The sequence below is a fragment of the Hymenobacter glacieicola genome, assembly GCF_014640315.1.
In the GTDB taxonomy this organism is placed as follows: domain Bacteria; phylum Bacteroidota; class Bacteroidia; order Cytophagales; family Hymenobacteraceae; genus Hymenobacter; species Hymenobacter glacieicola.
The window spans coordinates 196485-216748 of the sequence record NZ_BMGS01000007.1 but is presented as its reverse complement, the minus strand read 5'-3'; the positions used below and the strand labels follow the sequence as shown (position 1 = coordinate 216748).

General features: G+C 61.3%; 13 protein-coding genes and 1 pseudogene. 7 read left to right on the top strand and 7 right to left on the bottom strand.

The features are described 5' to 3' along the window. Positions 1 to 3 precede the first annotated feature (3 nt). From IEW18_RS14350 to IEW18_RS14325, 6 genes are all read right to left on the bottom strand, one after another. Positions 4 to 1440 carry an O-antigen ligase family protein gene (locus tag IEW18_RS14350; protein ID WP_188558553.1) on the bottom strand — a complete coding sequence of 479 codons (1437 nt, stop codon included), beginning with the start codon at positions 1438 to 1440 and terminating at the stop codon, positions 4 to 6. 56 nt (positions 1441 to 1496) lie between these two features. Continuing rightward, on the bottom strand, positions 1497 to 3749 hold the full coding sequence (locus IEW18_RS14345; RefSeq protein WP_188558552.1) for a GumC family protein: 2253 nt from the start codon (positions 3747 to 3749) through the stop codon (positions 1497 to 1499). Further along, entirely contained in the window at positions 3746 to 4504 is a 759-nt protein-coding gene (locus IEW18_RS14340) for a TolC family protein (protein WP_188558551.1), read from the bottom strand. Before IEW18_RS14340 ends, IEW18_RS14345 begins: the two co-directional genes overlap by 4 nt. Further along, on the bottom strand, positions 4504 to 5394 hold the full coding sequence (locus IEW18_RS14335; RefSeq protein ID WP_308428051.1) for a sugar transferase: 891 nt from the start codon (positions 5392 to 5394) through the stop codon (positions 4504 to 4506). The genes IEW18_RS14340 and IEW18_RS14335 overlap by 1 nt, the downstream gene beginning before the upstream one ends. Positions 5395 to 5474: 80 nt before the next feature. After that, the gene (locus tag IEW18_RS14330) at positions 5475 to 5867 is read right to left on the bottom strand and encodes a response regulator transcription factor (protein WP_188558550.1); all 393 of its coding nucleotides are present in this window, start codon (positions 5865 to 5867) and stop codon (positions 5475 to 5477) included. 651 nt (positions 5868 to 6518) lie between these two features. After that, the gene (locus tag IEW18_RS14325; RefSeq protein WP_188558549.1) at positions 6519 to 8642 is read right to left on the bottom strand and encodes a GAF domain-containing hybrid sensor histidine kinase/response regulator; all 2124 of its coding nucleotides are present in this window, start codon (positions 8640 to 8642) and stop codon (positions 6519 to 6521) included. 262 nt (positions 8643 to 8904) lie between these two features. Between IEW18_RS14325 and IEW18_RS14320 the strand changes: the two genes are divergently transcribed. From IEW18_RS14320 to IEW18_RS14300, 5 genes are all read left to right on the top strand, one after another. Beyond that, positions 8905 to 9855 (top strand): pyridoxal-phosphate dependent enzyme, encoded by a 951-nt coding sequence (locus IEW18_RS14320; RefSeq protein ID WP_188558548.1) that lies wholly within the window; start codon positions 8905 to 8907, stop codon positions 9853 to 9855. Between the two features lie 305 nt (positions 9856 to 10160). Further along, the gene (locus IEW18_RS14315) at positions 10161 to 11309 is read left to right on the top strand and encodes a DUF4856 domain-containing protein (RefSeq protein ID WP_188558547.1); all 1149 of its coding nucleotides are present in this window, start codon (positions 10161 to 10163) and stop codon (positions 11307 to 11309) included. Positions 11310 to 11405: 96 nt separating this feature from the next. Then, on the top strand, positions 11406 to 12518 hold the full coding sequence (locus IEW18_RS14310; protein WP_188558546.1) for an imelysin family protein: 1113 nt from the start codon (positions 11406 to 11408) through the stop codon (positions 12516 to 12518). 3 nt (positions 12519 to 12521) lie between these two features. Further along, entirely contained in the window at positions 12522 to 13892 is a 1371-nt protein-coding gene (locus IEW18_RS14305) for an HTTM domain-containing protein (RefSeq protein WP_188558545.1), read from the top strand. Then, positions 13873 to 16350 carry a TonB-dependent receptor domain-containing protein gene (locus IEW18_RS14300; RefSeq protein ID WP_188558544.1) on the top strand — a complete coding sequence of 826 codons (2478 nt, stop codon included), beginning with the start codon at positions 13873 to 13875 and terminating at the stop codon, positions 16348 to 16350. Before IEW18_RS14305 ends, IEW18_RS14300 begins: the two co-directional genes overlap by 20 nt. Before the next feature lie 245 nt (positions 16351 to 16595). Here IEW18_RS14300 and accC read toward each other — a convergent pair whose 3' ends face one another. Beyond that, positions 16596 to 18107: an acetyl-CoA carboxylase biotin carboxylase subunit gene (gene accC / locus IEW18_RS14295; RefSeq protein WP_188558543.1), complete on the bottom strand. Its 1512-nt coding sequence runs from the start codon at positions 18105 to 18107 to the stop codon at positions 16596 to 16598. A 370-nt stretch (positions 18108 to 18477) separates the two neighbouring features. Here accC and IEW18_RS14290 point away from each other — a divergent pair, with 370 nt between their 5' ends. After that, complete coding sequence (locus tag IEW18_RS14290; RefSeq protein WP_188558542.1) at positions 18478 to 19728, top strand: aminotransferase class I/II-fold pyridoxal phosphate-dependent enzyme; 1251 nt, start codon at positions 18478 to 18480, stop codon at positions 19726 to 19728. A 241-nt stretch (positions 19729 to 19969) separates the two neighbouring features. After that, positions 19970 to 20137 (top strand): annotated as a pseudogene (locus IEW18_RS21960) (BF3379 family histone-like protein); the annotation flags it as partial. Positions 20138 to 20264 lie beyond the last annotated feature (127 nt).

Below are 20264 nucleotides of genomic sequence, written 5' to 3'. Positions count from 1 at the left end.
CGATTACTGCGGTGCAGGTTCAGGGTTTGAATCCAGCCGGGGCCCCAGAAAAATGAAGGCCCAGGAGATGTACACGATGATGGCCGAGGGCATGAAGTTGATAACCTCGTTGCCGTAGCTGCAGAAGAGGATGCCCGCCGCGCCGGCCGTCAGGGCGTTGAGCTTGACGCGCAGCTTGGGGTCGCGGATGTTCCAGACGATGCCGCAGCCTTTGCCCACGATGTAGAGCATGATGCCAAACCAGATGATAAAGCCCACGATGCCGTACATCACCCACACCTTCACCCAGTAGCTGTCGGGCGGGATGGTGGAGAGGTAGCTGCCCGGGTTGTACTTGATGCCCCAGGCCCCGATGGTGCCCACGCCGCCCCCGAAGGGGTGGGAGTCGAGGTAGTTGCGCAGCACCAGCTGGTTGTTGAGGCGCACGTTCAGGGAGGCATCCTGGGGGTCCAGGGCCGTGCGCATGCGGTACACGTTGTAGTTACTGTCCCCGATGTTGGTGTACTTGAGCACGTACAGCGCCGACAGCGCCAGCATGGTGCCCACCACCAGGGCCTTGATGTTCTTGCTGATGAGCAGGGCTACCCCAATGCCGACCAGCAAGGCAAACAACGCCCCGCGGGTACCGGAAATGAACATGCCCGTAATCAGCAGGGCGGCCGCCACCAGCAGCAGGGTTTTCTGCCACTTCTTAAACGGCCCGAACCCCAGAATCAGGGCCACTAGGGCAATGTGGGCCTGGGAAGCTCCGAACTGGCCCGCGTCGCTGTAGAAGGAAAACACCCGCAGCTTGCCCCAGAGCAGGTGGGTTTTGGCGTTGCCTACGTCCAGAAAGTGCTGCTCGCCCGGCGAGAGGCCGATATAGAGCTGCTTGAGCCCGTTGAGCGTGCCCAGCACCGACAGCCCGATCAGCAGCATCAGAAACAGGTTCAGGTCCTTTTTCTGGTTGAAGAGCAGCAGCGAGAGGGGCACCGTGAGCAGCCAGTAGAACGAGGCGCTCCGGAACTCCTGCACCCAGCCCATCAGGCTGGCCCCCGAGGGGTTGCCCAGCTCCAGAATGTTGACTCCGAACCAGAACAGGGTCAGCAGCACCAGGTCGTTCTTAATGTAGCTCCAGTCGAAGCGGCGGTGCTGCACCAGCACGGCCACGGCCGTAGTCACCAGCAGCCCATCAATGGCCATCCCAAAGGGCGCCCCGCCTACCTCCCGGTCGATGATGAAGAACAGGAAGCAGTAGCAGAGCAGGGCAATAATGCCCACCCGCGGCGTAGTGAACAGGATAATAACAAACGGCACCACCACCGCCAGCGCAATCAACAGGGCCGGCACCAGCACCCCGGCCTGCGCCGTACCCCAGCCCAGCACCACGGCCGCCAGCACCGCCAGCAGGAGCTGCGCCCCGCGGCTTTTTGGGCTGGCTGATGATGCGAATTGACTCATAATGGAGGAAGCGGGCTGGAGGGCGGGCCGGGCCCGCGGGTCAGGAAAAGGGGAGGCTAGGGGTTGAGCAAGCCTTGGAGCGGCCGCGGAGGGAGGCCGGCCCGTTTGCCAGTGCTCGATTTCACCCGGGCCCCGATAAAGTCCGTCACGTACTCGGGCAGCACCCCGTTGAGTACTACCTCAATCGGGGCTTTTGACACGTTCCGGATGTTCTCGAAAATCTTTTTGTCGGCCTGCTCCCAGCTGCGGGTGGCCTTTACCGCCACCAGAATCAGGTCGAGGCTTTGCAGCAGGGAGGCGGGGTAGGTGGCCTCCAGCAGGGCCGGAAACTCCACGATGATGACGGCATTGTTGTAGGTGCGCGTGCCCACCAGGTCGGCTACCGTCACGCCCTGCGAGAGGCCCTGCAGGGGCGAGTAGTAGGAAGTATGCCCCTCCAGCCAGGCGTGGTCGGCGTGGTCATTCGGAAACAAGCCCAGGGTTTTGATTTTCATGTTGTTCAGGCTGGCCGTGAGGGAGGTAGCCAGGGTGGTTTTGCCCTCGCCACTCTGGCTGCTGAGCACCCCAATCATAAAGGGCTTGGTGGAGTCGTCCTTCTGGTGCATCTTCAGCAGCAGCTGCCGCGCCAGCTGGTCCTCGGCCCGCTGGGCGTCCAGCAGCTGCTTCTGGTTGAGGTTGGTCGTATTCGGGATGATGCCCATCACCGGGAAGCTGGTCACTTTGGTAGCCAGGGTGGGCTTCTGCAGGGAGTTGTTGAGCAGATCCGCCACTACCACCCCCGCCCCGGTAAACAGGAAGGACCCAATCAGGCCACCCAGCAGCAGCACCAGCAGCCGGGTACCGCCCGCCGTGGCCGGCAGGTTCGGCGGGTCCACTACCTTCAGCTGGGAGGCCAGCTCCACGTTCTGCTGGGAAAGCTTGCTCTGCTTCAAGCCTTCTACCTGCGACATGTACTCTTTCTCGGCTATTTCTACCTCGCGGCGGATTTTGCGGATTTCCGCCCCCAGCGGCACCAGGCTGTTGTACTGGCTGGTGAAGTTTTCCTTCTGCCGGCGCATGGAGCTGAGCTGCCCGCGCAGGTCTTCCACCTGCAGCACGTTCTTGGTGTAATCCTGCAGCAAATCCTTCACGGCCACGCCCTGCGTGGAGCGGGTGTCGGCGTCGTAGCTGCTTACGGCTTCGTCCAGGCTGTTGCTGACGGTGGCTACCTGCTGGTTAAGGTTGGCCAGGCGGGCGGCGCCGTCGGGGCTGGTGGCGCTTTTGTTTAGCAGCTCTACCTCCGAAATCTGACCGTTCAAATCGGCCAAACGGTTGCGCAGCCGCAGAATCTCCTGGCTTTTCAGGTTCGACACGCCCCGCTTGCCCAGGGCCGACTCCGTCGACTTCAGGGCCGAGCTGGCCCCGGCGTACTGCATTTCCAACTCGTTGAACTTGTCGGCCGTCAGCTGGCGCTCCTCCGTGGAGGTAATCATCTGCTTGTCGTAGTCGACGATGTTGTGCTTCTGGTGAAACTGCAGCAGCTTCTGCTCGGCGGCCTGCAGCTTGGTGTACGCCTTCTGGGTAGCGGCATCGAAGTAGCCGATGACGTTTTCATTCTGCCCCACGAACAGCTCCTTGTGCTTGCGAATAAACACCTGGGTCAGAATGTCCAGGGTTTCGCGGCAAATTTGGGGGTTCTTGGCGCTGTACTCAATCCGGAGCAGGTCGCTGTCCTTGACGCGGTTGGCGGAAATATTCCACATGGCTGCCTCCGAGTAGTACGGGTGCTTGGAGTAAAACAGCTTGTAGACGGCGTTGGTGTTGCTGGCCCGGTAAGCGGCCGTCAGGTTGGCCAGGGTTTCCTCCTCGGTGCTGCCGGCCAGGGTAGCGGCCAGCGAATCCAGCAGGGGCTGGTCGGCGGTGGCCAGCTTGGCCGGCAGCAGCACGCGCTGCACGGCCGCCAGCACGCCGCTCGGGGCCGCCGAGGCCGTTTGGGGCCGGGCCGCACCGGCGGCCCCGCTGGCTTTGCGCTCCAGCAAGTGGCGGGCCAGCAGGCGCAGGCACACTTCCTCGCGCGTGTCGCGGGAGGTAATCAAGGACAGCAGGTTGTCGAAGGCCGTGGAAGCGGCGTTCCACCCGCCCCCGGCCGCGTTGTTGTCGCCGTCTATCTTGTAGCCCGAGGCAATGCCGGTGTAAATGACCGTGTCGGAAGTATACTTTTTATCCCGGTTGCGGCCAAAGTAAAACACCGAGGCCGTGGTTACCAGCGGCACCAGCAGCAGCAGCAGCCAGTGGCGCCGCAACAGGCGGTAGAGGTCTTTCAGCGTCATTTGCCGGTCATTAATACATGAAGGGGAGTGCCCAGAAAATCTTCCAGCAGCAGCATGGCCGTCTGATACTTGTTGCGGGCTTCGGCCTGCGCCAGCAGGGCCTTGCCGTGCAGCTCCGTGGCCGCCATCTGCTCGTCTACCTGAATTTCGCCGCTGCGGAACTTGCTATCCGCCAGCTTCTTGCTGATGCTGGCCGACTGCACGGCATTCTGGTGGTGCTGCAAGTTGGCGTGGGCCAGGGCCAGCTCCTGATATAGCAGAATAACCTGGCGGCGGATTTCCGTTTCGCCCACGGCCCGCTCCGCCACCGCTTGTTGCAGCAGCAGCTCCTGCTTGTGCACGGTAGCGCGGCGGTTGGCCAGCAGCTCAAACGGCACGGCCATGTTCAGGCCTACCGTGTACTGGGCCCGCGCGCTCAGCGAAAAAGCGTTGAGCTGCTGAATGCGCTCCGTGGAGCCGTTGGTAGCAAAGTAAGGCAGCGTGCCGTAGCTGTAGCTCGAGGTCAGGGCCAGGGTGTTCAGAATCTTCTTCCGGGCCAGCCGAATGTCCTCATTGGCTACCTGCTTGGCCAGCTCCAGCTTCTCAATGCCCGCTGAGTGACTGATGGCGGCCTGGTGCAAAATGGGCAGCACGGCCTCGGGAGCCTTAAAAAAACGCTCCTCCCAGGTGTCGGTGGGCGGGGCGGGCGGGCCCGTTTGGGCGCAAGCCAGCAGCGGGCCGGCGGCCAGGGCCAGGCAGCAGAGTAGTGTTTTCATCAAACGTTTTCCTTTTGCAGCAGGGCCGGAAAAGTCCGGAGCAGAATCTGAATGTCTTTGCGAAAGGAGTAGTTGGTGGCGTACTCCACGTCCAGGGCTTTGCGCTCCTCGGCCGACATGTCGCCGCCCTTGCCGCGCTTGCTTACCTGCCAGAGGCCCGTAATGCCGGCCGGGGCCAGAAAGCGGGTCGCAAACTGGTCGGTGGTAAGCTTCTCGGCCTCGTACAGGGGTAGGGGCCGGTTCCCCACCAGCGACATATCCCCGCGCAGCACGTTGAAGAGCTGGGGCAGCTCATCAATGCTGGTGTTGCGGATGAACAGCCCAATGCGCGTGATGCGCGGGTCGTTGGCAATTTTGATGAAGGTGGCCTGCTCCCGCGCTTTTTTGGCCTGGGCGTAGTGCTTCTCGCAAATCGGGTGGCCATTTTTATCGATTAACTGGTTCTGGCAGGGCCCCTGCTGGCCCGCGTGGCAGGCACAAACGCCCGGCTCCGGAGCGGCATCAGCGGCCGCAGCCTGGTACTGATTCAGGTTTTTCACCGAGGCCAGCAGCTGGTCGGCATCCTGGCGCATAGAGCGGAATTTCCAGAAGCGAAACTTGCGGTAGCCCGTGCCCACGCGGTAGGAGTAATACAGCACCGGCCCCTTCGATTCCAGCTTAATCAGCAAGGCTACCAGCAGAAACAGGGGAAGCAAAACCAGCAGAACAGTGGCAGAAAACAGAATGTCGAAGGCCCGCTTGGCCAGGGGCATGCGCAGGGCGCGGGTGGCGGCGGAGCGCTTGCGGGCCGCCGCTTTTCTAGATTTACGGTGTGTTAGCGGCCGCCAGCTGGGCAGCAGGGGCTGAGGCGGAGGGCCGGAAGGGTAGAGGTTAGGCGCGGTAGCATTCATAGCCAAAGAGTGTTGGTAGGGGTCGACCAATACAGAAAGGGAATTTCGGGTAGGACAGAACGGTAGCAAAAGGGCCGGTATCAGGCGCCGGCCCGCACGCGGCCCAGCACATTTTTAATCCTGATTTCCAGCTCCTCCGGGTTGAAAGGCTTCACGATATAGTCGTCGGCGCCCTGCTTTAGGCACAGAATTTTCTTGCTGCTTTCATCGGCTACCGACAGCATCAGCAGGGGCGTAGTGGCGTGGGAAGCGTGGGCCCGCAAACGCTTCAGAAACTCCAGCCCGTCCATCTGGGGCATCTCGTAGTCAGCCACAATGGCGTCGGCCTGGTGGCCTTTCTGCAGCCAGTTGAGCGCCTCCTGTCCATTGGAGGTCACCACCACATCATACTCGCTGGAGAAATAGTGCTCCAGAATCAGACGAATGGAGGGCTCATCGTCGACGATGAGCAACTGTTTCTTGGGTACTACCATACGAGCGGCTGGTTATGGTGAGAGGAAAAGTTGGAAAACAACTTATTTCAATATTATTAATTCAATAAATTTTTGTCCTTTTATGGGCGTAACGAGCCCATACGACACAGTACAGCGCACCAAAACGCCTTAGCGCAGCAGGGGCTGCTGACCAAGGTTATTGGGTAGATGCAGGGTGGGAGAGGTAGGGGGCTAGGCGCCAGCCGGAGGGCTCACAGCGGTAGCAACACAGAGCAGAAAGCAAACACAATCTGTTTGCCGGGTAAACAATAGTAGAAGGTGCCCGCTCACAGTGCCAAGGGCTGTTTCTACTGGGGTTGCAATAGGAAGGTGATGAGCAAGTAAGGACGAAAAAGCAAGGGCGTTACACCTCTTTGTCCAGCAAGGAGGCACTAAACCAGTGTTTTCCGAAGTACTCGTTTATACGCAGCTCAGGAGTTAGAGTTGATGAATATGTAATTATAACAATTAAAAATTTAATTAGATATAGTATAAAGAAAAAAATATCGTGAAATAAGATTAAAATATTATTGCCTTAACATTGGATAATCTTCGTTCCGATTCTACGGGGCTGCTTATTTGAAGGTGACTTATTCGTAGGTCATTGATTTGCAAGGCTTCAGAGGGGATTATGCAAGCTAGCAGGGCTGCTCAGAAGCCCGCAGTATGACGTCTATGCTGCTCGTGACGCGGGCCGGGAGTGGCAACCATCTGCTCAGGGGCAGGCGCGCGCAGATGCTGAGTAAATAGCTCAACTGTGCGACTGGTAATGGCCCCGAGTAGTTCCAGCAGGCTTATCAGGGGGGGAGTGGCCGTTACCGGTGGCTGCAGGGCCTGCTCCAGGCGCTTGAGGCAGCGGATTGCTTCCTCCATCTGCATGCTGCCGTAGGTTGATTTCAGGCTGTGAATCAGCTGGGCTGCCGTGGTCCATTGGCCGTGGCCCACGGCGCGCTTAAGTTCTTGGAGCTGCCCGGGCACCGTATCCAGAAAAAGCTGCTGCATCTTCCGGATGAAGCCCTCATCGTGCGCCAGCCGGCCGAGTTGCGAAAAGTCGTAGGTGGGCTGGGGCAGGTCGGGGGCGGCCTCCGTCCGGCCCGCGGTGCGCACCAGCAGCCGGTACAGGTCAGCTTCGTGGTAGGGTTTAATCAGGAAGTCTGTGAATCCGTGCTGGCTGAAGGTCTGCACCTCGGCCGGCATGGCATTGGCCGTGAGGGCTATAATGGGGGTTTGCTGGTTGGGGTTGGGAGTAGCGCGCAGGCTGGCCGTGGCTTCCAGCCCCGTGAGTAGCGGCATCTGAATATCCATCAGAATCAGGTCGTAGGGGTGGCGGCGGGCCAGATCGAGGGCCTGCTGCCCATCCGTTGCAATGGCTACCTCCACGCCCCAGGTGTGCAGTAATGAGGTAGCCAGCAGCTTGTTAACGGGGTTGTCTTCCGCCAGCAGCACCCGCAGGCCCTGTAGTAGGCCGGGGGCCAGCGGGGGCAGCACGGCTTCGGCGTAGGGCCGGGCGGCGCTGGTGGGGTAGGCCAGCGAGAAGCGGAAGCAGCTACCCTGCCCCGGCCGGGCTTCCAGCCAGATGCGGCCGCCCTGCAATTCAATCAGGCTCCGGCAGATGGCTAGCCCCAGCCCCGTGCCGCCGTAGCGGCGGGCGGTGCTGCTGGTGGCCTGGTCAAAGGCCCGGAATATCTCCTCGGCCTTGTCCATGCTGATGCCAATGCCGGTGTCGTCCACGCAAAACTCCAGGTGAACCAGGGCCGCGTCCTGGTGCTGCACTTCCACCGAAACCGTAATCTGGCCTTCCTCCGTGAACTTCAGGGCATTGGTGAGCAGGTTGAGCAGAATTTGCCGCAGCCGTAGCGGGTCGCCTTCTATGGTGGGCAGCCCGGCCGGACTTTTCACAATGGTTTGCAGGCCAATGCCCTTTTTCTGGGCCATGTGCTGCACGGAGCGGGTGGCGTCGCGCACGGTTGCTTCCACGTCAAACGGCACCCGCTCCAGCTCCATCTTGCCCAGCTCTACCTTGCTGAAGTCGAGAATGTCGTTGATAACACTGAGCAGGTTTTCGGCCGTGGAAGTGATGATGGCCAGGTTTTCCTCCTGCTGGGGCGTAATAAAGCTTTCCTGCAGCAGCCGGCTTAACCCCATAATGCCGTGAATGGGCGTGCGGATTTCGTGGCTCATGGCGGCCAGAAACGCCTGCTTCCGCTGCACCGACGCCTCCGCCGCCAGCCGGGCGCGCCGGGCCAGGCGCAGCTCCAGGGCCTGGCTGGCCTGCTGGGCCAGCAGCCGCAGAAACTGCTGCTGCTCGGGGCTAAACTCCCGCCTTGCCACGTCACTTACGCTCAGCACGCCCACCGCGTAGCCCTCGCCCGTCCGTAGGGGGTAGCCAGCGTAGGCCGCCACCGGGGTATCGTGGTAGGTGAGGGGGGTAGCGGCAAACAGTGCCGGCGCGCTTTCCGGGTCCAGCAACAGCAGGTCGTTGGCCAGCAAGGTGCGCGCGCACAAAGACTGGTCGCGCGGTATTTCGGGCAGCCAGCTGCCGGTTTGGGCCTTCAGCCACTGCCGGGTTTCGTCCAGGAAGCTCAGGCAGGCTACCGGCGTCCCGCACAAACGGGCCGCCTGTTCTACCAGCTCATCAAACTCGGGCTCGGGTTCGGTATCCAGAATATCCAGTGCCTGCAGCGCCAGTAAGCGCTCCTGCTCCAAAAAATAGCCCGGGGAACCACTGGCTTCCGCCGGTTGCCCCGGCCGTTCACGGGTAACTATCACTTCCATACGCCTTCTTCAGTAAGCGCGCCGCTTGCGTGTAGCGCCCAGGTACTCTTAGTAAGAACTCCCGCGGCCCGGCCTCCGGCCCGTACCCCGCTGCTAACAGCAAGTGGTCGAAATTACTACAAGTGTTATAAGATAGAGTTTTATTATTTATTTATATAGTTCTATTGTTTCCAAAGTGCTGCCCGTGGCTTAAGGTGGGCCCGTGCGGGTGAGCCGGCGGCGGCCTATCTTGCCAGCTGGAGCCGTCGCACATGCCCGCATTATGCCACACACCGAATCACTACAAACCGCGCTAACGCAAACCCACGCGCGCATCAAGCCCTATATCCACGATACGCCGGTGCTTACCTCGCGCCTGCTGAATGAGCTGGCCGGGGCCTCGCTGTATTTTAAGTGTGAGAACTTCCAGCGTATGGGCGCCTTTAAAATGCGCGGGGCCGTCAACGCAATCATGCAGCTTTCCCCCGAGCAGCAGCGGCACGGGGTCGTGACCCATTCGTCGGGCAACTTTGCCCAGGCCCTGGCCCTGGCGGCCCAGAGCCTGGGCGTAACGGCCTACATTGTGATGCCCAGCAACGCGCCCCGCGTGAAAAAAGAGGCCGTGCTAGCTTACGGTGGCCAGGTGATTGACTGTGCGCCTACCCTGAGTGCCCGGGAGCAAACCGCGCAGCAGCTCGTCACCGAGCGCGGGGCGGCCTTCATCCATCCTTCCAACGACCTACACGTTATTCTGGGGCAGGGGACGGCCGCCGTGGAGCTGCTGGCCCGGCAACCCGACCTGACCTACCTGTTCACGCCAGTGGGCGGGGGCGGGCTGCTGGCGGGCACCATTCTGGCCGCCCAGGGCTTTGGCCGCAGCTGTCGGGTAGTAGCCGGCGAACCGGAGACGATGGACGATGCTTTCCGCTCCCTGCAATCGGGCCGCATTGAGGAAAACGCCAGCGGCGACACCATCGCCGACGGGCTGAAAACCCAACTCGGCGACCTTAACTTTCCGATTATTCAGCAGGGCGTTGAGGAAATTATTCTGGTTAGTGAGGCCGAGATTGTGGCCGCCATGCGCCTGATCTGGGAACGGCTGAAAATTGTGGTGGAGGCCTCCAGTGCGGTGGCGCTGGCCGCCCTGCTTAAGAACAAAGCCGCGTATGCCGGCCAGTCCATCGGTATTATCCTTTCGGGCGGGAATGTGGACCTTGGGAAGCTGCCGTTTTAGCCGCCCGGCAGGGCAGGTAGGGCCGCCCTTAGCTCCCTGGGCCGAACCATTCCACACTGCCCACCGGCGTAGCCCACCACCGTTTTTCAGAGTTTACTTACAGCGTAGACCAGGTAACCTTTGCTTTTGCCTAAACAGCCCCCGCCTCGAGCCTGCGCCCGGGGCGGGGGCTGTTTGGTTACGGGCTGATGGAAAGTGTGCTAGTGTGCTTCTTTAGATAAGTTCTAAAAAATATCTGCGCCTATTTGGAACTTGTATAGATAGGCTTTTAGCTTTGTCGCACTGTTCTCCCATTCCCACCTCTTATGTCTTTTAAATACGCTTCGGTTGCGCTGGCTGCGCTGGCTTTCGGTTTCACTTCCTGCGACAAGAACGATACGGAATCGGCGCCGGCCCTGCGGGCTAAAATGGACGCGGCTTCCCTAACGGCCTCCTCCAAGTACACGGAATCTTTCAAGGATGCCAGCGGGCAGTCGACGGTAACCCTGACCAGCGCCAACCAGCGGCTGGATATGTTCTCGGAGTTTAACTCCTACATGGCCCTGGTTGCGGTGGCCCCGCCGGCTACTCCCTCTACGCTGGACGTAGCGAAGCTGCGCGGCCTCTACGCCAACACCGGCAACTACTTCACGGGCGCGGGCCTGAACGCATCGGGTTTGTCGTTGCGCGGCACCACGGCCGCTTCTTTCTCCGCCACGGGCGCCGAAGCCGTGCGCACCTACATCGACCAGCAGATTACGAAATTGGCCACCGCCAGCCAGTCGGTAAACAGCGTGGCCGTGCCCGGCCAGGCCGGCCGCCTGGGCCGCTACCTGGTCGACGAGAAAGGCTACGAGGTAAACCAGATCATTCAGAAAGCGCTGATTGGGGCCGTGCTGCTCGACCAGATCGACAACGTGCTGCTGACGGACAATGCGCTGAAGGCCAACAACAGCAAGGTAGTAGACGGCAAAACCTACTCGGAGCTGGAGCACAACTGGGACTTGGCCTACGGCTACCTGACCAGCAACGCCATCATGACCACGGACATCAACCTGACTCCGCGGGAGCGTTTCCTGGCCGGCTACCTCAACGAGAAAAACGGTCCTGCCTCGCCCGGCGTGTATATGGCCTTCCTGAAGGGTCGCGCCGCCATTGTCAACAACGATGCCGCTGGCGTAAGAGCCCAGGCCGACATCATCCGCACCGAGCTGGAGAAAACCATTGCCTTGTCGGCCGTGTCGTACCTGACGAACTGGAAAGCTGCCTCGGCCCTCGATGTGAAGGCCCACGCCCTGGGCGAAGGCCTGGGCTTCATCTACTCGCTGCGGTTCTGCACGAAGTACGGCGCGGATGCTGCCTTCTCCGACGCCATTCTTAATGGGCTGACCTCGGGTAGCCAGGGCGCCTGGAGCCTAACCAATGCCCAGGCCGACGCGGCCATCAACGCCATCAAGGTCAAGTTCAAGATTTAGTACTGCGGCCCTGCCTGCCCCGCGCAGCCGTTAGGCCAACCCGTTTGCCGGCCCCCGGCCCGACGGGTTGGCCGTTGCCCCTACTCATACGCCCGCATGAAAAAGCCCGTTCTATTAGTTGTTGCGCTGTTGCTCGCGGCCCTTGGTATTCTTAGCTGCGGCAAAGACCCCAGCGGCGGCACGCCCGCGCCCGATACGGCCGTGGACCGCAAAGCCCTGCTGACGTACTGGGCTGACAGCCTAGTGAAGCCCGGCTACCAGCGCCTCAACGACAAGCTGGTCGTACTGAAAACCAAGACCACCGCCTTTACGGCCGCCCCCACCACGGCCACGCTGCTGGAAACCCGCCAGGCTTGGCAGGCGGCGTACGTGGAGTGGCAGAAGGTGGAGCTGTTTGAGTTCGGGCCCGCGGAAGCCGTAAGCCTGCGCAACCACTTTAATATTTACCCCGCCGACGCGGCCGGCATCAACCGCAATATCAGCTCGGGCACCTATGACTTCGAGCTGTCCACGGCCATTCCGCAGCAGGGTTTTCCGGCCCTGGACTACCTGCTCAACGGCGTGGCTACCGGCGACGCCGCCATTGCCCAGCAGTATGCCACCTCGGCCAGCCACCGCCGCTACCTCACTGATGTGGTGGCCAAGATGGAGCAAACCTTTGGCACGGTATACGGGCAGTGGAACGGCGGCTACCGCGACACGTTCATCAACAGCACCGGCACCGACGCCAGCTCCTCGCTCTCGCGCGTTATCAATGCCTACTCCCTGTACTTCGAGCGCTACCTGCGCGCGGGCAAAGTGGGCATTCCGGCCGGCACGATGACGGGCACTCCCTTGCCCGCCAAGATGGAAGCCTACTACCTGCGCGGGGCGCTGCCCCTGCAGTTAGCCACCACCGCCCACACGGCGGTACAGCAGTTCTTTAACGGTCGCCCCGGCCGGCCCTCGCTGAAAAGCTACCTCGATGCCCTGGGCGCCAAGGACAGCCGCAGCGGCCAGCCCCTGAGCAGCCTGATCAGCACCCAGCTGGGCGCCTCGTATCAGCAGCTAAGCTCCCTGGGCCCCGACCTGCACACTACCTTCACCGCCCGCAATGCCGACGCAGTAGCCTCGTACAACGAGATGCAGAAAGCCGTGCGCATGATTAAGGTTGACATGACCTCGGCCCTGAGCGTTACCGTCACCTATGTCGATAACGACGGCGACTAAGCCATGCCCGGCAGCCCCCTGCAGCGCTACCTTCATTCGTTTATCCCAGCCGCCCCGCTGGCTACGTTCCGGTTGGCCTTTGGCCTGCTGGTGCTGGCCAGCGTGGTGCGTTTTTGGGCCAAGGGCTGGATAGCGGAGCTGTACCTGCAGCCGAAATTTTTCTTCAGCTACTACGGCTTCGAGTGGGTGCGCCCGCTGGGCGGGTACACCTACGGGCTGTTTGTGGTGTGTGTGCTGTGTGCCCTGCTGGTGGCCGTAGGCTACTGGTACCGCACGGCTGCCGTCGGGTTGTTTCTGAGCTTTACGTACATCGAGCTCATGGACAAAAGCACCTACCTGAACCACTACTACTTTGTGAGCTTGGTGGCCTTGCTGCTCATGGTGCTGCCCGCCGGCCGCTACTTTTCCCTGGATGCTTACCGCCACCCCGCGCGCTGGCGCAACCAGGTGCCCCGCTGGACGGTGGACGCCCTGCGCCTGCTCATGGGCATCGTGTACGTGTACGCCGGGCTGGCCAAGCTCAACTCCGACTGGCTGGTGCACGCCATGCCGTTACGCATCTGGCTGCCGGCCAAAAACGATCTGCCCTTGCTTGGGCCCCTGCTGAGCCAGGTGTGGGTGGCCTACGCCTTCAGCTGGTTTGGCGCCTTCTACGACCTGACCGTGCCCTTCTTCCTGCTCAACCGGCGCACCCGACCCATGGCCTACGCCACCGTGGTCGTGTTCCATGTGCTGACGGCCGTGCTTTTTCCCATTGGCATGTTTCCGTACGTGATGATGGTAGCGGCGCTGATTTTCTTTCCCGCCGCCTGGCACGAGCGGGTGCTTGGGCATCTGCGCCGGCTGCTGCGCCGGCCGGCCCCAGTGGCTCTGCTGGCCGCGGCGCCGCTGGTATATCGGCCGGCCGTGCGGCACGCGCTGCTGCTGGGACTGGGCGTGTTTTTCTTGGTGCAGCTGCTGCTACCCTTCCGCTACCTGCTGTACCCGCGCGAGCTGTTCTGGACCGAGGAGGGCTACCGCTTCAGCTGGCGGGTGATGCTGATGGAAAAGATGGGCCAGGTGCAATTCAAAGTGGTAGACGGCCGCACCGGTCGGGCTCGGCTGGTGAATAACTACGAGCACCTGAGCCTGCTGCAGGAAAAAATGATGAGCACCCAGCCCGACATGCTGGTGCAGTTTGCCCACTACCTGCGCGACTACTACGCCCGCCGGGGAGTGCACGCTCCCCAGGTGTACGCCGATGCCTACGTGAGCCTGAACGGCCGCCTGGGCAAAAGCCTTATTGACCCCACCGTGGACTTGGCCCGCGTCCGCGACGATTTGCGGCCCAAGCCCTGGATTCTGCCCTTCGACGATGAGATTACCGGTTTATAGCGCGGCCCTGGCCGCCAGCGTGCTGTCTACTACGGCGGCCTTTGCCCAGCAAGTCACCTTGCAGGGCCGGGTGCGCGAAGCCGCCACCAACCTGCCCGTGGCGGGCTGCGAGGTGTACGTGCGCGGCTCCCGCCAAATTGCGCGCACCGACAGCGCCGGCCTGTTTACCCTCACCAAGCTGACGCCCGGCCGCCAGCAGCTGCAGCTGTCCTCCCTCGGCCACCAGCCCCTGCGCACCGAGGTAGAGGTATCTGCCGCTGGTGGCGTGTTCGACTTTTCCCTTACCCGCCGCGAGCGGCAGCTGCAGGAAGTGGTGGTAGCCGCGCCCCCGGCCCGCTTCGGCCAGACGCGCCTGCGCGAGGTGGAAGGCACGGCCATCTTCGCGGCCAAGAAGTCGGAGGTCATTGTGCCCGATAACTTGGTGGCTAACCTGGCTACCAACAACGCGCGGCAGGTGTACGGGCGGGTAGCGGGGCTCAACATCTGGGAAAGTGACCAGGGCGGCCTGCAGCTGAGCATTGGCGGGCGCGGGCTCGACCCCAACCGCACGGCCAACTTCAACGTGCGCCAGAACAACTACGACATTTCGGCCGACGCGCTGGGCTACCCGGAAAGCTACTATACCCCGCCCATCGAGGCCGTTAAGCGCATTCAGCTGGTGCGTGGGGCCGCCTCGCTGCAGTACGGTACTCAGTTCGGTGGCCTGCTCAACTTTGAGCTGCGCGGCCCGGAGCCCGACAAAACCTTCACCGTTACCTCCCGGCAAACGGTGGGTTCCTTTGGGTTCTTTAACTCCTTTACTAGCGTCGGCGGCACGGTCAAGAAGCTTAGCTACTACGGCTTTGCCCAGTATAAGCGCGGCGACGGGTGGCGGCCCAACTCCCACTTCGACAGCAAAACGGCCTACGCCGACGTGCGCTACCAGCTGACCGAGAACCTGAAGGTAGGCGCCCAGGTTACGCACATGGACTACCTGGCCCAGCAGCCCGGCGGCCTCAGCGACCGGCAGTTTGCCCAGAACCCGCGCCAGTCGAACCGGGCCCGCAACTGGTTTGCCGTCGACTGGAACCTGTTCAACCTTTCGGCCGACTGGAAGCTCAGTTCCCGCGCCAACGTTAACCTTACCACCTTCGGGCTGGTGGCGGAGCGCAAAGCCTTGGGCTACCGCCCCAACTTTGTGGAGCGCGCCGACGACGAATCGCAGCTGCGCGACCTGATTACCGGGGACTTCCGCAACGCGGGCCTGGAGGCGCGCTACCTGAACCGCTACCCCTTGAGCGACACCAAAAGCGGAGTGCTGCTGGTGGGCACGCGCCTATACCGGGGCAATAACCACAGCATTCAGGGCTTTGGGCCAGCGGGCCGCGGCGCCAACTTCCGCTTCGTGGGAGCTGAGGAAGGGCAGAGCAGCCAATCAGCCTATTCTGACTACCGCTTCCCTAACTACAACGCGGCCCTTTTTGCCGAGAACATCGTTTACTTCGGCGAGAAGTTTTCCCTGACCCCCGGCTTGCGCTACGAGTACATCCGCACCCGCGCCAAAGGTGCCTACGGCAGCGTAGACCGGGATTTGGCCGGCAACATCATTGCCGTGCGCACCTTTAGCGAGGAGCGTAGCAGCCCCCGCGGCTTCGTGATTGGGGGGCTGGGGGCCAGCTTCAAGCCCGTGGAGCAGCGCGAGTTCTACACCAACGTGTCGCAGAACTACCGCTCCATCACCTTCAGCGACATGCAGATTGCCAACAACTCGCTGGTCATTGACCCCAACCTACGCGACGAGCGGGGCTACTCCGCCGACCTGGGCCTGCGCGGCGACCAGGGCCAGTGGCTAACGTACGACCTGAGCCTGTTTGCCCTGCGCTACAACAACCGCATCGGGGAAGTGCAGACCTATGACCGCAACGACCGGACCCTGCGCCTGCGCGGCAACATCGGCCGGGCCCTGATTCTGGGCGTGGAATCGTACGCCGAGGCCGACGTGCTGCAGCTGCTCCGGCCTACTGCCGAGCCCAAGCGTTGGCGCTTGTCCTCCTTCGGTAATCTAGCCCTGATTCGCAGCCGTTACACCGCCAGCCAGAACGCCGAAGTGGTGGGCAAGCAAGTGGAGTTCGTGCCGGTCGTCAACCTGAAAACGGGCGTGCAGGGCGGTTACGGGCCGCTGAAGGCTTCCCTGCAGTTCACCTACCTCTCCGACCAGTTTTCGGAAGCTACCAACGCCCCCAACAGCCCCCAGGACGCGCGCCCTGACCCCAACTTTGCCGTCGTTGGGCTGATTCCGGCCTACCAGATTCTGGACGCCTCCGTGTCGTGGGAACGGCGTTGGCTGAAGCTGGAGGGTAGCGTCAACAACCTCGGCAACGCCCGGTACTTTACCCGTCGCGCCACGGGCTACCCCGGCCCCGGCATCCTGCCCTCCGACGGGCGCAGCTTCTTCCTGACGGCCGCCGTGAAATGGTAGACTAGGGTCGCGCCCGGCCTTACTTGCTCGCCCGAATCCGGCCTAGTCAGATTCAGCGCTAGAGAAGCTCTCCAGCTCCTGCCGGCGCCGCCCCGCTGCCGGAGGCCGCGGCGAGAGGTCCTATCTATTCCTAACACAAAAAAGTGCGTCGACCTATGAGCCGACGCGCTTTTTTGTGCGTTTGTTTGAGGCAGGGATGTAGCCTGATCAGCCGGGCTTCTTGCGCCGCGGCGGCAAGCCAATGGCTACCGCACCCCCAACCGGTTGCGCTTCCAGGCCGAGCCGGTAGTGGCCGGTACCTCTGCCGGAGCGGGAGCAGCGCCGGGCTTTTTCTCCGTCAGGAGCATGGCCGTGAGCACGGCGGCGAGGGTGGCGCTGGCTTCGTCCGGGGCGGCGGGCTTCAAGGACTCGGGAGTGAAGTGGTCCTTGATGAAGTTGGTGTCGAAGTTGCCGCTCACGAAGGCGGGGTGCCGGAGCACGTAGCGGCCAAAGCCCAGGGTAGTTTCGATGCCGGTAATCTGGTACTCGTCGATGGCGCGTAGCATCCGCTCAATGGCCTCCTGCCGGGTAGCCCCGAAGGTGACGAGCTTGGCAATCATGGGGTCGTAGTAAATCGGAATGTCCATGCCCTGCTCAAAGCCGTCGTCCACGCGCACGCCGGGGCCCTGGGGGCGCACGTAGGTAGTCAGCGTCCCAATGTCGGGCAGGAAGTTGTTCTGCGGGTCTTCGGCGTACACGCGCAGCTCCAGGGCGTGGCCCTGAATGGTTAAGTCTTCCTGCCGGAAGGCCAGGGGCTGGCCCTGGGCTACTTTGATCTGCTCCTTTACCAGGTCGAGGCCGGTGATTTGCTCCGTCACGGGGTGCTCTACCTGCAGGCGGGTGTTCATCTCCAGGAAGTAGAAGTTGCGCTGGTCGTCGAGCAGAAATTCCACGGTGCCGGCGCCGGTGTAATTGCAGGCCCGGGCCACATCCACGGCGCAGCGGCCCATTTCGGCGCGCAGCTCGGGCGTAAGCACGGCGGAAGGCGCCTCCTCAATTACTTTCTGGTGGCGGCGCTGAATGGAGCATTCCCGCTCAAACAAGTGCACAATGTTGCCGTGCTCGTCGCCCAGCACCTGAATCTCGATGTGGCGCGGCCCGGTCACAAACTTTTCAATGAACACGGCCCCGTCGCCGAAGGCCGACACGGCCTCGTTGATGGCCAGCTGCATCTGCTCCTCAAACTCGTCCACGTGGTGTACCAGGCGCATGCCCTTGCCGCCCCCGCCGGCCGAGGCCTTAATCAGGATGGGAAAACCTACCTGCTGGGCAATCTGCTTGGCCTCGGCTACGTCGCTGATGGCCTCGGCGGTGCCCGGCACCAGCGGGATGTTATAGGCCTGCACCGCCTGCTTGGCCGAAAGCTTGTCGCCCATAATATCCATGGCCTCGGGCGAGGGACCCACGAAAATCAGCCCCGCTTCCTTTACCATGCGGGCAAACTCGGCGTTTTCGCTCAGGAAGCCGTAGCCCGGGTGAATGGCATCCACGCCCAGCTGGCGGCAAACGTCCAGAATCTTGTCGCCGCGCAGGTAGCTGTCCTTGCTGGCGGGCGGACCCACGCACACGGCCTCGTCGGCGTAGCGCACGTGCAGGGCGTTGCGGTCGGCTTCGGAGTAAATAGCCACGGTTTGCAGGCCCATTTCTTTGGCCGAACGCAGTACGCGCAACGCAATTTCGCCCCGGTTGGCAACAAGCAGCTTGGTGATTTTCTTCATGTAGGAGAGTGGGTAGCGGGTGGGAGGGAAGAAGGAGGGTTCTGATGTAATTAATCGAGAACGTCATGCTGACGACAGGAAGCATCTCTACCGCTGGCTAATGAATGCTACTTCAACGAAGCGGAAGAGAGGCTTCGACCAGCTCAGCAGGACATTCCTTTTACCTGGGATGGGCATTCCGGTACCCAAAGAAACGCCATTCCGGCGGCTCCGTAAAACGCGCCGGTGCATTTGTGCCGGGCAATTTCACGGTTGGATGCCTCCCAAAAGGCCGCTACCTTCGCGGATTGCCATAACTTTGTACATTACTCGGGCGTTAGGTCTTGGGGCATAACCGCTCGTTTTCGTTTCACATTCAACCTGTTCCCTCGTGGATCTATTTGAGAAGATTGCCGCCAACCGCGGTCCGCTGGGTATCCATTCTCACTACGCGCACGGCTATTTCGCCTTCCCCAAGCTGGAAGGCGAGATTAAGCCGCGCATGATTTTTCGTGGTAAAGAAGTGCTCACCTGGAGCCTGAACAACTACCTGGGCCTGGCCAACCACCCCGAAGTGCGCCAGGCCGATGCCGAAGGTGCCGCTGAGTACGGCATGGCGTTGCCCATGGGCGCCCGCATGATGTCCGGCAACTCCAACTTGCACGAGCAACTGGAAAACGAGCTGGCCGAGTTCGTGATGAAGCCCGACTGCATGCTTCTGAACTTCGGCTACCAGGGCGTGGTGAGCATCATCGATGCCATGGTTGGCCGCCACGACGTGATTGTGTACGACGCCGAGTCGCACGCCTGCATTATTGACGGGGTGCGCCTGCACGCGGGCAAGCGCTTCGTGTACGTGCACAACGACATGGCCAGCCTGGAAAAGCAGCTGGAGCGGGCCAAGCGCATCACCGACGAAACCGGCGGCGGCATTCTCGTTATTACGGAGGGCGTGTTCGGTATGTCGGGCAACCAGGGCGACCTGCGCGGGGTAGTGAAGCTGAAGGAGAAATACCAGTTCCGCCTGTTCGTAGACGACGCCCACGGCTTTGGTACCATGGGCACTACGGGGGCCGGTACGGGCGAAGAACAGGGCATTCAGGACGGGATTGACCTTTATTTTTCGACGTTTGCCAAGAGCATGGCCAGCATCGGTGCCTTCGTGGCGGGCCCCGAGAACGTAATTGAATATTTGCGCTACAACATGCGTAGCCAGATTTTCGCCAAAAGCCTGCCCATGCCGCTGGTAGTGGGCGCTTTGAAGCGGTTGGAGCTGCTGCGCACCCGCCCCGAGCTAAAGGAAAACCTCTGGACCATTGTGCGCGCCCTGCAAAGCGGCCTGCGCGAAAAAGGCTTCAATATTGGCACCACTACCTCGCCCGTAACGCCTGTACTCTTGGAGGGGCAGATTTCCGACGCCACCCAGGTAACATTCGATCTACGTGAGAATCACGGTATTTTCTGCTCTATTGTGGTGTATCCGGTGGTACCGAAGGGGGTAATTATGCTGCGCATTATTCCCACGGCTTCGCACTCGCTCGACGACGTGGCCATTACCATCAAGGCCTTCGAAGCGGTGCAGGAAAAGCTCAGCAAAGGTCTTTACTCCAAAGCTGAGGTTCCTGCCGGGCTGCAGAACTAGATTCGGCTTCGCTAAGTGCAAAAGCCAGCCTCCTGCTCGGGGGCTGGCTTTTATTTTGGTATTATTCCGATATGTCCTTCGGGAGTGTTGGGACTAGTGAGGAGGTGTTTACTGGTAAAAAGTGCCTTGTTAGGCCCGAAAACGGGTTTAAGAAAAAAACTTGCCAACTTGCTTGTATTTGAAATCCCTGTATATTAGGGCCGGTTAAACACATTTTTCCACACCAAACAACCCCTCCCAAATGAGCAATTTTAGCCAACTGAAAGACCTCGTGATGTCGCTGGAAGCTGACTTCGAGAAGTTCTACGACAAGGGCAACTCGGCCGCTGGCACCCGCGTGCGCAAGGGCATGCAGGAGCTGAAGAACATGGCCCAGACCATCCGCACGGAAGTGCAAAACAAGAAGAATGACGGTGGTGGCGATGCCGCTCCTGCCAAGGCTGCTCCGGCTAAGAAGGCCGCTGCTCCCGCCGCTAAGAAAGCTGCTCCTGCTAAAAAGAAGTAATTCGACACCGCAGTTCCTGCGGTGAGAATAA

Excerpts from the sequence above, each read along its gene's own strand:
- IEW18_RS14350 (WP_188558553.1), bottom strand. The coding sequence starts at position 1,440 with ATGAGTCAATTCGCATCATCAGCCAGCCCAAAAAGCCGCGGGGCGCAG.
- IEW18_RS14345 (WP_188558552.1), bottom strand. The coding sequence starts at position 3,749 with ATGACGCTGAAAGACCTCTACCGCCTGTTGCGGCGCCACTGGCTGCTG.
- IEW18_RS14340 (WP_188558551.1), bottom strand. The coding sequence starts at position 4,504 with ATGAAAACACTACTCTGCTGCCTGGCCCTGGCCGCCGGCCCGCTGCTG.
- IEW18_RS14335 (WP_308428051.1), bottom strand. The coding sequence starts at position 5,394 with ATGAATGCTACCGCGCCTAACCTCTACCCTTCCGGCCCTCCGCCTCAG.
- IEW18_RS14330 (WP_188558550.1), bottom strand. The coding sequence starts at position 5,867 with ATGGTAGTACCCAAGAAACAGTTGCTCATCGTCGACGATGAGCCCTCC.
- IEW18_RS14325 (WP_188558549.1), bottom strand. The coding sequence starts at position 8,642 with ATGGAAGTGATAGTTACCCGTGAACGGCCGGGGCAACCGGCGGAAGCC.
- IEW18_RS14320 (WP_188558548.1), top strand. The coding sequence starts at position 8,905 with ATGCCACACACCGAATCACTACAAACCGCGCTAACGCAAACCCACGCG.
- IEW18_RS14315 (WP_188558547.1), top strand. The coding sequence starts at position 10,161 with ATGTCTTTTAAATACGCTTCGGTTGCGCTGGCTGCGCTGGCTTTCGGT.
- IEW18_RS14310 (WP_188558546.1), top strand. The coding sequence starts at position 11,406 with ATGAAAAAGCCCGTTCTATTAGTTGTTGCGCTGTTGCTCGCGGCCCTT.
- IEW18_RS14305 (WP_188558545.1), top strand. The coding sequence starts at position 12,522 with ATGCCCGGCAGCCCCCTGCAGCGCTACCTTCATTCGTTTATCCCAGCC.
- IEW18_RS14300 (WP_188558544.1), top strand. The coding sequence starts at position 13,873 with ATGAGATTACCGGTTTATAGCGCGGCCCTGGCCGCCAGCGTGCTGTCT.
- accC (WP_188558543.1), bottom strand. The coding sequence starts at position 18,107 with ATGAAGAAAATCACCAAGCTGCTTGTTGCCAACCGGGGCGAAATTGCG.